Source organism: Westiellopsis prolifica IICB1 (assembly GCF_004323185.1).
Taxonomy (GTDB): Bacteria; Cyanobacteriota; Cyanobacteriia; order Cyanobacteriales; family Nostocaceae; genus Pelatocladus; species Pelatocladus prolificus_A.
On the sequence record NZ_NAPS01000001.1, the window covers coordinates 636,402 to 649,797 of the forward strand.

Genomic DNA, 13,396 nt, shown 5'->3' on the forward strand with positions numbered 1-13,396 from the left:
TCTCCTCAAAGCTTTAGCTTAGATTTGCTGATATCCAGGATGCCAAGACAGCAGTTTTTTTTCTAAAAATCTTGCAGATACATCTGCTAACTTACCCAACAACGCATATAGCAAAATACTCAAAACTACGACGTCTGTTTGCATGAATTCACGAGCATTCATGGCCATGTAACCAATACCAGAATCAAAGGTAATTGATTCCGCAGCTATCAAAATCAGCCACATTACTCCTAAGGCATAACGCACACCAATCAAAATAGAAGGCATAGCACCGGGGAGAATGATTTGCCAAAACAAAGACCAACTATTCAGCCCATACACTTTCCCCATTTCTATTAATCCTGGATCTACAGTACGAATGCCATGAAAAGTATTTATGTATATAGGAAATAATACACCTAAAGAAACCAAAAATATTTTAGCTTCTTCCCCAATCCCAAACCATACTATAACTAAGGGAATCAAGGCTAGACTAGGAATATTACGTAACATTTGAATAGATGTATCCAACAGCTTTTCAGCTAAGGGAATAATGCCATTTATTAATCCTAAAATGAAAGCGATACTACCGCCTATAGAAAAGCCAATAAATGCCCGTTGCGTACTAACGCCAAAATGATAGGGTAGTTCGCCTGTGCTAGTCAGACGAATTCCAGCCAGAACAACATCAATTGGAGCAGGCAAAATTCTTGTTGAAACCCAACCAAATTGCACAAGTAATTGCCAAATCACTATTAAGATAATCGGTACAACCCAAGGAGAAAATGCATGTAGATATTGATGAAGGTGTTTAGCTTTCATTTCTTAATCTTTAATTTGCCAGATTGAAAATTTTGAAATCCAAGAGGCATTGACTGAGATGAAGCCGTATTTTACAGTATTTTAAATTTGATTATCTTTTGTAGCTTAAGAAAATGTGAATAAATTTATACATAAGAAAAATATATGAATATTATTAAAGTGATGATTTTGACTACCAGTTAGGTAAAATAATTTGCTCTACCTCTAGCTAACATATCATAAACAGGATTATGTTGACGAAAAATCACATACTTGTACTGTAATTTCCTGGTTTTTTGTACTTTATTTTCCATCACTCCTCCAAAAATTAATCGCTTTATTTTCACATTAAATTAACTTCTTCATTAAGAAACTTACCATATACTCGATTAATTTCAGGGTTAGATGTCGCAGAAGTGTGTAAATTTTTTTAAGCCTGATTTAGTGAGCATTATCAGTAATATAAGTAAGTCGGTGGGAATAAATAAAACTATATTACGAAATTTAAATATAGTTGAAACCCTTACCAATGACATAGGACATAGACGCGCTCATGGGCTTCAAGGTAGAGTAGGACAAATGACGACCCCAACTCGTACCAGACGAGCTGTTTGAAGCGTCTCTACAATTTGCATCGACCTACTTACTCTCAGTGCTAGTGACTTGGCGATCGCATCTGTGAAATTTGAGCGAAAAACCCGCCTCACTACTTAAACCCACAAATTCTTGTTCAGGCGATCGCCAACAGTAACCAAATCCATTTTTTGATCAGATGATCCCATGTTTGATCCTTGATGATTTGTTTGGTTATCGTAAAGAAATACTTAAAATTATTTTCTAAAATATTGTTTGTATTTATACTAATTTTAATTGATATCAAACTCGTTTTTAGTGTTAACACATACTCCAAAAACCTTATTGTTGTGATTTTTAGCTCAATTTTATAGGTAATAATTTCTTTGGTTGACAAGGACTAATTTTCCTCAAGCTGAGTTAAATAGACAACAACAATACATCAATCATTCAATATCTGATGTGATATTTTACATTCCCAGGCTGTACCTTTGCTTTTCTGTTGAAACGCAACTGAGTATTAATTTGCCATGCCATAAATACAAATTATTTTTTGCTCACAATTGCTGAACTTGTAAATATGTACATTTGCAAATTTTGCGGAACCGCTTTTTGTGTTGTTGAAGTACACAATAACCCAGCAATCTCAAATCAGCGTTTCACAAATTTTTGGCTTCCTTATGTCTTTGTTGGGGCTAATGTAGTAAATTTCGCTGTGCCAGGGGAATATATAGCATGACTCGTTTATCAAGTCCTATTGAAAACATCAAAAATCACTACACAGTAGTAGTAATTGGTTCTGGATATGGGGGTGGAATTGCAGCTTCACGTCTCGCCCGTGCTGGACAACAGGTGTGTGTTCTTGAAAGAGGTAAAGAGTTTCAACCTGGGGAATATCCAAATCAACCAAAAGAAGCAATCAAAGAAATGCAGGTGGACTTACCTAGTGGTAAACAGATTGGTTCACCCACAGGTTTGTATGATTTTCATATTAATAAAGATATTAATGTTTTCGTAGGTTGTGGTTTGGGTGGCACATCATTAGTTAATGCTAACGTCTCTTTGCAAGCGGAACCCCGTGTTTTTGCAGATACCCGCTGGCCAAAAGGTTTGCGTGATGATGTAGATACTTTATTGGCACAAGGATATCGGCGTGCCGAAGAAATGCTCAAACCAACTCCTTATCCTCAAAATTTGCCACACATACAGAAATTACAAGCTTTAGAGAAATCTGCTCAATACTTAAATGAGAAATTTTATAGACCACCAATTAACGTTAATTTTAAAGATGGGGTAAATCACGTCGGTGTAGAACAGAAGGCTTGTAATCTCTGTGGTGATTGCGTCTCTGGTTGTAATCATAAAGCCAAAAATACTGTACTGATGAATTATCTGCCCGATGCTAAGAATCATGGTGCAGAGATATATACGCAAGTATCAGTGCGTTATTTAGAACGGCAAGAAAATCGTTGGTTGGTTCACTACCAATTAATGAACACAGGACAGGATAAATTCAACGCGCCGACGATGTTTATCAGTGCTGATATGGTAATTCTGGCGGCGGGTACCTTGGGGTCTACAGAAATTTTATTACGTTCTCAAGCCAAAGGTTTGACTGTATCTGATCAGCTAGGACACTACTTTACAGGTAACGGTGATGTTTTGGCTTTTGGATATAATACCGAACATGTAATTAATGGTGTTGGCTTTGGCGATCGCTCTGCTAACGAACAGGAACCTGTAGGGCCTTGCATTACTGGAATTGTGGATATGCGTCAACAGCCCATCTTAGACAACGGTATGGTGATCGAAGAAGGTTCCATCCCTGGCGCACTTGCTCCAATCTTGCCGAGTAGCTTTGCAGCGGCTGGTAAAATATTGGGTGAAGATACTGATCAAGGTATAGGCGATCGCTTACAAGAAAAACTCAGAGAAGCAGAAAGTTTAACTCACGGCGCTTACACCGGTGCAGTCCGCAACACCCAGACTTACTTAGTCATGACTCATGATGATGCAGCCGGACGGATGTACTTAGAAAATGATCGTCTTAGTATCGAGTGGGAAAACGTAGGTAAACAACCCATCTTTCAAAGAGTCAACGATCGCCTAGAAGAAGCAACCCGTCCTTTAGGTGGTACGCAAATTCCAAACCCGATTTGGACTAATGTGTTTGGTCACGACTTAATTACCGTTCATCCTTTGGGTGGCTGTATTTTAGCAGAAGATGCTGAACATGGTGTAGTTAACCACAAAGGACAAGTATTTTCTAGCCAACAGGGTACAAATGTCTACGAAAATTTGTACGTTGCTGATGGTTCAGTAATACCTCGCACACTAGGAGTTAATCCGCTACTAACTATTTCGGCTGTCGCTGAACGTTGCTGCGCTTTAATTGCTAAAGATCGGGGTTGGACAATTAACTATGATCTCTCTTCTGCACCAGCACCAACAAACCCCACACCCACAGCCAAAGTTGGAATTCAGTTCACAGAAAAGATGCGTGGTTTCTTCTCTACCAAAATCAAAGATGATTATCAAAAAGCAGCACAACAAGGTAAAAAAGATGCATCGCCTCTAGAGTTTACCGTGACAGTCATTGCTGATGATTTAGAGTTATTGCTCAACGATCCTCAGCACCCTGCTAAAATCCTTGGTACAGTCACAGCCCCCGTAATTTCTACAGATCCACTGACAGTAACCAAGGGTGATTTTAACTTATTCATTGAAGCAGAAGATCACCCCCAAACCCGTAAGATGTGCTATGGCATGTACATGACCGCAGAAAACGGGCAAACCTACTATTTTGAAGGCTTTAAGCAAATTCACGATGATCCGGGTTTCGATGTCTGGGCTGACACCACCACTCTCTACGTCACTGTTTATGAAGGTGACAGCAACAAAAATCCTGTAATTGGTAAAGGTATTCTCAAAATTAAACCTGTAGATTTCATTAAACAAATGACCACTTTAAAAGTCATTAATGCCAAAACCCGTTGGGAACAACTACAAGCAATAGATCGCTTTAGTCGCTTCTTTGCTGGTACCTTAACTAAAATTTACGTTTAAGAAAAAGTGAGTGGTTAGTGGTATTTAGTTCTTTATTGGTTGTTAGTGCCAACAACCAACAATAGACCTCTTGCATGAATCCTAAAAACCCCCCTCAATCGCCCCGTTCACTGGGGGAAGATTTAGTTCCCTCACTGATTTCGGGGAGGGTTAGGGTGGGGTAAAAAATATTTGTGCAAGATCTGAGTCAACAACCAACAACTAAACTATATATGCAAATCGACTTTCATCATGGTGTTACTTATGTAGTCGCACGACTCGCCGGATTTGAACATCAAGCGGCTAGTATCGTTGCATATTGCGCTCAATACGTAGATGATGCTACGAATGCTGGATTGATCCGCTTTGATAACGGTGCGCTGTTTAGCCGCATGAGTTCGGCACACAAAATGCTTGACTACCGTAACTTTAAGGAATTAGCAAATAATCGTGTTTGGATTCCCTTTCATTTTCTACCTGGAAATGGCGGGAAAAAAGCAGAAGAAAATATTACAGGTAGCTTTATTGACAAGCTCATTTGTCGTCCCAACAGTTACATAGCTCAGGATATGGTTCGCGAATGCATTCGTCGCCGCGATTCTATCTATGGACTGCATCGCCTGGGAATCACAATGCATGTATATGTAGATACTTGGGCGCATCAGGGGTTTGCGGGTGTCAATCATCGAGTTAATGAAGCGAAAAAGCTAGTTGATGAACATGGTAATCCCGATCGCAGTCTAATGGATCGTCTCAAAAACTATTGTGTCAGTGAAGCTTTACCCCTCGGACACGGTGCAGTTTTGAGTCATCCAGACAAACCTTACTTGCGTTGGGGTTACACCAATGGACGAGGCGAGAAAATTACCAGAGACAATCCGAAAGATTTTCTGGAAGCAGCAGAGCATATGTGTAAAGCTATGCAACGTTATATAGCAGGTAATCCAGATGCAGATGTACCAGGTCTACCAGAATCTGATCGGCATACAATAGCTTCTATGCTCAAAAATATTACGGTAAATAAAAGTGATTTTAGACACAAAGAATGGTTGGAGGCGATCGCTCAAGGTAAATTTAGTTTTGGTAAAGAATATGTCACTTATATTCCCAAAGGCAAAAATTCTTGGAAATACCAAGCCCTTGGTACAGAAGCAGAGATAGACCGAGTTAACGAAATTTTTTCCTATCACACCACCTTTTTAGCCAGTGATTGGAAACTATTTCACGATGCTTTACAAGCACATCACTTTTACATAGTCCACGAATTATTACCTATGTATAGTATTTGTGTTGCCTGATACTTTAAATTCATAAAGATGTGGAGAAAGAAGGAGAATAACAAATGACAAATCATCAACCATTCCTTGATGGTACAAGCCTCCAGATTTATCTGTGGAATAAATCCAAAATCCAAAATCGGATGACCCCGCTTAATTATTTATAATCGAGGTTATTTATGAATATTTTTGTCACAGGTGGTTCAGGCTTTCTTGGCAAAAGATTAATCAAACGTTTAATTAATGATAATCACAATGTTATAGCTTTAGCTAGATCTGATTCTGCACAGAAAACAATTGAGCAGTTAGGCGCAAAAGTTATCAAAGGTAATTTAGACAATATTAACGAATGGGAAGCGCAACTTTTAGGACAAGATATTGTGATTCATTGCGCCGCACCAGTTGAATTTTGGGGTTCTTGGGATAAGTTTTATCAAGAAATTACTCTGGCTACAAAAAACTTATTAATTAGTGCTAGTCGGATGAATGTGAAAAGATTCATCTATATTAGCTCCGAATCAGTTTTACAGGATGTTTCTCCTTTAATTGATATAGATGAAACATATCCTTATCCAGCAGAACCTAATTCTTATTATGGCAAAGCTAAAAAATTAGCTGAAGAAGAAGTTTTGCATTTTTCTACAAGTATGACATGCATGATCCTGCGTCCTACTTATATTTGGGGCAAGGGTGATAAAACTCCCCAAACATTAGCCCAAAAAGTTAAGTCTGGACAATTTTTATGGATAGATAACGGTAAATGCGTAATTGAGACAGTTCACGTTGATAATCTAGTAGAAGCAATATCTTTAGCTTGTGTCAAAGGAGAAAATAAAGAAATATATATAGTTACTGATGATGAACCAATTACTGTGAGAGATTACTTTACTAAACTTTTCAAAATTAGTGGAATTAATCCTCCAAATACTAATTTGCCAAGTTTTATTGTTAATCCTTTGGCAAGTGTAATAGAAGCAATTTGGAAATTATTCAATATTAAAACCGTACCTCCTCTTTCTCGTTTTGAAATTTCTTTTGTGGCTATGCCGAGAAAATACAATATTTCTAAAGTTAAACGGGAGTTGGATTATAAACCGATTGTTACAAGAGAAAGGGGACTACAAGAGATGATGAATGGTTAGTAATTAGTGGTGATCACGACAATAAATATTAATAAATAGAACAGAGTTATAGATGATTTTGGAAGACTGTACTGCTTCGCAGTTCCCGCAGGGTAGCCCAGACTAAAAACTTAGATTGAGGTAAATTTATGAAACGTGAAATACCACTTTATACTTTAGAAGGTGTGAAGAATGCAGAAGTTTCTACACATCACTTTTCTACAGAAGATATGTTGGGACTGAGTATGTTACGCTTCCAACGTGCAACTTCTGATGATGTAGTTTTGATTATTCATGGTTTGACTACATCAACTGATATGTTTATCATGCCTGAACATTACAATCTCGTGCAGTATTTGTTGGACAAAGGGTTTGGTGATGTTTGGACTTTAGATTATCGGATGAGCAATAGACATTCCTATAATTTACAAATGCATCGTTACAACATGGATGATATTGCGCTGTTTGATCATCCGGCGGCGATCGCGAAGATGCGCGAACACATAGGCGATCGCCGTATCCATGTGATCTGTCATTGTCTAGGTTCTGTATCCTTTGTCATGAGTCTATTTGCCAAAGCTGTCACGGGTATTTCCAGCGTGATTGCTAATAGTGTGGCATTGACTCCACGTGTGCCTAAATGGTCGCAAGTTAAATTAACTTTTGCACCTTTCTTAGTCGAATATGTTTTGGGAATTCCTTATATAAACCCACGCTGGAGTGAAGATCCAGGTTTGACAAAAGGTAAAATTTTCTCTCAAGCTGTTTCAGCATTTCACCATGAATGTGATGTCCCAGCTTGCCACATGTTGAGTTTAATGTGGGGAACTGGCTGGCCTGCTTTGTATAGCCATGAAAATCTTCATGATGTTACCCATCGTCGAGGCGGCGATTTGTACGGCGGAAACGGGTTACATTACTATCGCCATGTCCGCAAAATGGTGAAAAACAACAATACAGCAGTCAAGTTTGAGCCAAATAATCCTAAATATGATCGCCTACCGAATAATTATTTTGAGTATGCAAGAGAAATCGAAACTCCTGTTTTATTCATGACGGGCGATCGCAATCATGTATTTACTGATTCTAATATTGTCTGTCACCAAAGACTTGAGCAAATTGTCCCAGGTAGACACGAACTTCACGTATTTCCTGGTTATGGACATCAAGACGTATTCATGGGTAAAAATGTCCACGTCGATATCTTTCCTAGACTGCTGCAATTTTTAAACAAGCAACGGTCGAAATATATCAATCAAAACACAGTAGCAGCTGGATAAGACTCATCGGGCATTGGGCATTGGGCATGGGGCATCGGGCATCGGGCATTGGGCATTGGTTATTCTTCCCACACTCCGCACACTCCGCACACTCCCCGATCCCCGATCCCCGATCCCCGATCCCCAATCCCCGATCCCCGATCCCCGATCCCCGATCCCCAATCCCGAATTTCCATAACAACTAAAAAAAGGAGATTTGAAAATGAGCGCTCTGACACCATTTCCAGAATCATTTATGTTTGGTGTTGCTTCTGCTGACCACCAATGTGAAGCTTATGATGCTAACTTTGAAGACATTCGCGATGTTTGGGAACGTCGTCGTGCGATGACGCTACGGGGTCAGGCTACAGATTTTTGGAACCGCTATGCTGAAGATATTGCGCTTGCTAAATCTCTTGGTTGCAAGATGTTCCGTTTTTCTCTTGCTTGGTCGCGGTTAGAACCGGAACCAGGAAAATTTAGCGATTCAGCTTTTGACCACTACCGCCAAGTCATTGAAACTATCCGTTCCCATGGTATGGAACCTATTGTCACCCTACACCACTTCACTCATCCGTTACATGTGGAAAAACGGGGTGGTTTGATAGCTAAGGATTTTCCCACGATTTATGCCAGTTATGCCACAGAAGTTGCTAAACGTTTAGGTAATTTAGCTCGCTACTGGGTTACTTTTAATGAACCTAGTCAATTAATTTACGGTTACGTCAAACCTTGGTGGGAACGAGCTTATTTTATGCCTCCTGGGCTATCTCGTGGTGCTTCTATGTCAGAACAAATGTCAGCAGTAGGTGATTTGATGCGGAATTTGTTCATTGCTCATACTAGAGGTAGAGCCGTTCTCAAGCAATTTAACCCAGATGCTCAGGTCGGAGTCAACCCGATGTTGCTAGGTTTACCTCTGTGGTTGCAAAAAATTGCGGATTACAACGTCACCCGTCTTCGCAGCAAAGAAGATTTAATATCTCAAGGTAAACGCTTTACCGAACGAGCTTTACTAGAAAAAGGACAGGTAGATGTAGTGATTGCTACGCTTACCGTGAGCCAAGAACGAGAAGAACAAGTAGCATTTTCCGAGGTTTATTATCTAGCAGGTGAAGTTTTATTGGTTAAGTCCCGTAGTCAATTTCAACAACTAAGTGATTTCGCTGGGAAAAAAGTAGCAGTTATCAAAAGTACTACTGCTGAAACTAATATCTACGCAATGCTACCTAACACCGATGTCGAGGTGTTGCCAGATTATGAAGATGCCCTGAGAGCCTTGGACTATGATCAAGTCAGTGCAATTTTGGCTGACGATGCCATTTTGTTAGGAGTTATCCAGCAGCATCCAGAACAGTATCGAATTGTTAATCATAGATTGACAGAAGAACCCTATGCTGCTGCTGTGGTAAAAGGCGATCGCTTTTTACTCAATGCTGTAGATCAAGCAGTGCGGCGCTTCAAAGAATCTGGTGCTTGGTCACAAAGCCTTCACGAGCATTTCCCTGGTCAATCGATACCAGAACCACCGAAAATAGGTAGACGTTCGACTTTAGGGGATATTACTGGTAAAGATAGAGTAGAAGACGCGGGGAGGTGGGGAATTCCCTTGCTAAACCAGGAACGGCGTTACGTCGCATTCAAGATCGGGGTTATTTGATTGTTGCAGTTAAAGATAATGTCCCCGGTTTTGGCTATCGTGACCCAAAAACAGGTGAATTTAGCGGTTTGGAAATAGATTTGGCGCGGACAGTCGCAGAACAAATTTTTGGCGATCGCACTAAAGTCCAGTTTCGCCCAGTCAAATCTGAACAACGTTTACCCCTGTTGCGTTCTCTTGTTAGCATCTTTGACCCGGTGCAGAAGATTTTCAGCATCTTGTCAACATCCTTAACGAGTAACTGGTGGCACCTCGGTATGGCAGGAAAATTACCAGAATTCCTCTGTCCTAAAGAATGCATCGGTCAACAGGATTTTGTCGGTTTTGACTATTACTGGGGTACTAGCAATTTACAGATTCACCGCGTTAAACAATTGATGGATGCTGCTTTCGGACGGTATAATAATGCACCCGTTTGGTCTGGTGTACTTTACGATATGCTCAAATTCCACGCCAAACTATTCCCAGACAAAGAAATCTTGATCGCTGAAAATGGTTGCGTTGATGTCGCAGATGGTGTGAAGCGCGAAGAGTACCTGCGTCAGCACATCCAGCAAGTGCAACGCGCTTGTAACGAAGGTGTCAAAGTCATAGGTTATGTCTGCTGGAGTCTGACCTCAAATCGTGAGTGGGGTTTGAAGTTCAACTCAGCCAGCGACTTTGGACTGTATCACATAGACTTAGACACAGATTGGGAGTTAAAGCGCATACCAACTCAAGCGGCGGCTACGTATCGAGAGATTATTGAGAAGCGCAGTGTGTAAATTCATGTGCTGCGGCAAGCCGATGTCACGTCTACGTTACTTTTCCAAGCATTGTTAGTGTGACAGAGTACTAGTCTGCTTTAGCAGACTTTAGCTATTAGCCCGCAATTTATTGCAGGGCTAAGTTCCATCTGCCAACAAAAAATTAGTAGCATTGACAACAGCCTGCGCGGCTGATGTAAAAAACGAACGTTCAATATTAGAAGGAAGATCACTTGGTTGATGGTAGTGGGAACTACGGAGATTAGCTGTATCTGTCACCAAGACAGCACCCACCCCTTGCAACCAGAAAGGAGCATGATCGCTGCGTAGGGTATCTGGAGTGAGTAAGCCTTTGAGAGGAACTGGCAAAGTAAATATAGGTGGTAGAGTAGTTGATGCAGAGAGATTAATTGAGGAATTCTCCACATCTGTCTTTCTCCGTATTCCCGTGTTCTCTTTCTTTACGATGTCTGAATTAGAACGTTCAAAAGCCTGCAACAACGGTAAATTTTCTGTATCGCCTACTACCGCGAGAAAATCTCCTTTGTTGCTGGGTGGGGTTATTGGTAAATTTGCAGGGTATTTTTGACAATCAGCAGTGTAGCAAGCGTAACCAACCATATCTAAGATAATTACACCATCCAAGTTTTTGAGATTGGCTGGTTTTGCTGTAAAAGCTTGACTTCCTAATAATCCGGCTTCTTCTTTGTCGAAAAATGCTAGTTGCAAAGTTCGGGGTGTGGGACGAGAACCAAGTAAACGAGCAATTTCCAGCACCACAGCCACACCACTAGCATTATCATCAGCACCAGGGGAAACAGCAACGGTATCGTAATGCGCCCCTACTAAAATTGCTTTTGCTGTTTTGTCAGTTCCTTGACGTTGGGCGAAAACGTTAATACCTTCAGAGAAATTTTGTAGCTGGGGTTTCCAGCCAAATTTTTTCAGTTGAGAAATTATGTAAGTGCGGGTACGCGATCGCTCTGCATTAGTATAGCGTTTAAAATTTAAGTTTTGAATGTGGGTAAATAGCTTTTGTTTCGAAACTTGAGGAGGTTGGGGAGCGATTGGTATTTTTCTTGAAGACTGAGGTGGAGTAGTTTGCGCGTCTAATTTTACTGTTTCGATCACAGCTGGTTGTTGCTGCTGTCGCCAAAAGCCGCTACTACCTACCGCTGCAAATGCTACTATTACCACCAACAGCAACCAAATCCATTTTTTCATGGGATGCATCCGTGCTTTTTTGACTTAATGTTATACATAGTTTGATCGCTCCGGTACTAACCTGTACTCATTGTTGATTTGCTAATATGCCGATGAGACCATCGTGCGTACTGCGGAGGAACAGCACCTATGGAACAAGCAGGTCCAAACTTCACGGTTGAAGACTATTTCCATCTCCTCAATCAAGCTGGATTTATGATTGAGGATCTGCGTGAAGCGCGTCCGCAACGCGAACATTTTCACGACGTGCAAACCTACGAGCGGCGAAAGCGTATTCCACTGTTTTTGATTCTCGCAGCACGCAAGCCCGTATAGCCTCCAACTTTAAATTTGACAGTTTGTCTTTTGACAGACGTACAAACTTAGCTTAAAGTCTCTCAAGAAACACAGCTAAGTTAACATGCTCGATTTGTGGCTACTCATAACTTTAGGATTCTTGGGAAGTTTTGGACATTGCTTAGGAATGTGTGGCCCTTTAGCAGTGGCTTTTTCTCTTTCTCATCAACAAGAAACTGCTAACTGGCGACAACAAATCAAATTTCACACCCTGCTAAATTTAGGGCGGATGCTGAGTTATACCCTAGTTGGTGCGGGAATTGGGGTATTAGGTTCTGTATTACTTGCCAGTGGTCAAATGGCAGGAGTTGGTAGTCAATTACGCCAGTGGGTTGCTATCTTAACTGGTGTGATGTTGATTTGGTTTGGGTTAGGACACATCAAACCCGATTTATTACCGCGTATACCAGTGTTACACCCTTTATTACAAAAAAGTTTGCACAACCGTTTGAGCAGTGCAATGGTCAAACTTTCGCTACAAAATAAATGGTGGACACCAGCAGTTTTGGGTATGACTTGGGGTTTAATGCCTTGTGGTTTTTTATACGTTGCCCAAATTAAAGCTGCGGAAACTGGTAATTTATGGATGGGTGCAGCAACAATGCTGGCTTTTGGCTTGGGAACTTTCCCAATGATGTTGGGTGTAGGTGTGTCTACATCTGTATTAAGTAAAGACAGACGCAGTCAATTGTTTCGTTTGGGTGGCTGGGTAACTCTTATCATTGGTGTGCTGACACTGCTGCGGACTGGTGACACAATGGCAGATTACACCGGACATGCAGCACTGATATTGTTGATGCTAGCACTGGTTGCTCGTCCGATTAGTAACTTATGGGCAACACCTTTGCGTTACCGTCGTGCTTTGGGGGTAGGCGCTTTTGTACTTGCTGTTGTCCACGCTGTCCACATGATGGAACACTCGCTGCAATGGAATATTGATGCTTTTTGGTTCTTACCGCCTGATTTTCAATGGGGAATGACTGCGGGTGCTGTAGCCTTAGTTTTGATGACTCCTGCTGCTTTGACAAGTTTCGATTCGCTGCAAAAGTCTTTAGGTAAACGCTGGCGACAGATTCATTTATTAAGTTTACCAGCTTTATTCTTGACTACCATGCATATCGTCATGATTGGTTCCCATTACTTGGAAAATAAATTCACAACAATACTATTGGGAATAATTACTCTGACTGTATTGCTAGTCAGAACCAAATTATTCTGGTCAATATTATCGTTAGAAAAATTTTATGTACCTCCGAATAAATCAAACCGTATTGAATCACAAAAGAACCAGATTATTTAAAATTTAATTCAGTTGAAGGGTAAAGTTTCGGAAAAACTTGCCAAAATGAAAGAAACTTAAAAACCCTTTACCCTT

The 13,396-nt window shown here is 40.6% G+C and carries 10 protein-coding genes; 8 read left to right on the forward strand and 2 right to left on the reverse strand.

What is annotated here, in order from left to right:
* Nucleotides 1-18 precede the first annotated feature (18 nt).
* Nucleotides 19-801, reverse strand: coding sequence for an aliphatic sulfonate ABC transporter permease SsuC (ssuC, locus tag B4U84_RS02730; protein ID WP_044453078.1), 783 nt, complete (start codon nt 799-801; stop codon nt 19-21).
* A 1,287-nt stretch (nt 802-2,088) separates the two neighbouring features.
* Between ssuC and B4U84_RS02735 the strand changes: the two genes are divergently transcribed.
* The 6 genes from B4U84_RS02735 to B4U84_RS31435 all read left to right on the forward strand — a co-directional run bounded on the left by B4U84_RS02735 (nt 2,089) and on the right by B4U84_RS31435 (nt 10,479).
* Nucleotides 2,089-4,419, forward strand: a complete 2,331-nt coding sequence (locus B4U84_RS02735) for a GMC family oxidoreductase N-terminal domain-containing protein (protein WP_131115407.1) — start codon at nt 2,089-2,091, stop codon at nt 4,417-4,419.
* A 212-nt stretch (nt 4,420-4,631) separates the two neighbouring features.
* Nucleotides 4,632-5,696, forward strand: a complete 1,065-nt coding sequence (locus B4U84_RS02740) for a DUF6765 family protein (RefSeq protein ID WP_131118681.1) — start codon at nt 4,632-4,634, stop codon at nt 5,694-5,696.
* Between the two features lie 158 nt (nt 5,697-5,854).
* Nucleotides 5,855-6,817 carry an NAD-dependent epimerase/dehydratase family protein gene (locus tag B4U84_RS02745; protein ID WP_131115409.1) on the forward strand — a complete coding sequence of 321 codons (963 nt, stop codon included), beginning with the start codon at nt 5,855-5,857 and terminating at the stop codon, nt 6,815-6,817.
* Nucleotides 6,818-6,945: 128 nt separating this feature from the next.
* Complete coding sequence (locus B4U84_RS02750; RefSeq protein ID WP_131115411.1) at nt 6,946-8,076, forward strand: alpha/beta fold hydrolase; 1,131 nt, start codon at nt 6,946-6,948, stop codon at nt 8,074-8,076.
* 202 nt (nt 8,077-8,278) lie between these two features.
* Entirely contained in the window at nt 8,279-9,715 is a 1,437-nt protein-coding gene (locus B4U84_RS02755; protein WP_242677517.1) for a family 1 glycosylhydrolase, read from the forward strand.
* Nucleotides 9,652-10,479, forward strand: a complete 828-nt coding sequence (locus tag B4U84_RS31435; protein ID WP_242677518.1) for a family 1 glycosylhydrolase — start codon at nt 9,652-9,654, stop codon at nt 10,477-10,479. Before B4U84_RS02755 ends, B4U84_RS31435 begins: the two co-directional genes overlap by 64 nt.
* 120 nt (nt 10,480-10,599) lie before the next feature.
* On the opposite strand, the gene B4U84_RS02760 is transcribed toward B4U84_RS31435, so the two are convergent.
* Complete coding sequence (locus B4U84_RS02760) at nt 10,600-11,685, reverse strand: M28 family peptidase (protein ID WP_131115413.1); 1,086 nt, start codon at nt 11,683-11,685, stop codon at nt 10,600-10,602.
* Between the two features lie 129 nt (nt 11,686-11,814).
* On the opposite strand from B4U84_RS02760, the gene B4U84_RS02765 reads away from it, so the two are divergent.
* Both B4U84_RS02765 and B4U84_RS02770 read left to right on the forward strand, forming a co-directional pair.
* A complete protein-coding gene (locus B4U84_RS02765) occupies nt 11,815-12,000 on the forward strand; it encodes a hypothetical protein (RefSeq protein ID WP_242677519.1) in 186 nt (61 codons plus the stop codon).
* An 85-nt stretch (nt 12,001-12,085) separates the two neighbouring features.
* Entirely contained in the window at nt 12,086-13,321 is a 1,236-nt protein-coding gene (locus B4U84_RS02770; protein WP_131115415.1) for an urease accessory protein UreH domain-containing protein, read from the forward strand.
* The last annotated feature ends 75 nt before the right edge of the window (nt 13,322-13,396 follow it).

Bases quoted from the DNA above. Each gene is read 5' to 3' on its own strand.
- ssuC (WP_044453078.1), bottom strand. From the start codon at position 801: ATGAAAGCTAAACACCTTCATCAATATCTACATGCATTTTCTCCTTGG.
- B4U84_RS02735 (WP_131115407.1), top strand. From the start codon at position 2,089: ATGACTCGTTTATCAAGTCCTATTGAAAACATCAAAAATCACTACACA.
- B4U84_RS02740 (WP_131118681.1), top strand. From the start codon at position 4,632: ATGCAAATCGACTTTCATCATGGTGTTACTTATGTAGTCGCACGACTC.
- B4U84_RS02745 (WP_131115409.1), top strand. From the start codon at position 5,855: ATGAATATTTTTGTCACAGGTGGTTCAGGCTTTCTTGGCAAAAGATTA.
- B4U84_RS02750 (WP_131115411.1), top strand. From the start codon at position 6,946: ATGAAACGTGAAATACCACTTTATACTTTAGAAGGTGTGAAGAATGCA.
- B4U84_RS02755 (WP_242677517.1), top strand. From the start codon at position 8,279: ATGAGCGCTCTGACACCATTTCCAGAATCATTTATGTTTGGTGTTGCT.
- B4U84_RS02760 (WP_131115413.1), bottom strand. From the start codon at position 11,685: ATGAAAAAATGGATTTGGTTGCTGTTGGTGGTAATAGTAGCATTTGCA.
- B4U84_RS02765 (WP_242677519.1), top strand. From the start codon at position 11,815: ATGGAACAAGCAGGTCCAAACTTCACGGTTGAAGACTATTTCCATCTC.
- B4U84_RS02770 (WP_131115415.1), top strand. From the start codon at position 12,086: ATGCTCGATTTGTGGCTACTCATAACTTTAGGATTCTTGGGAAGTTTT.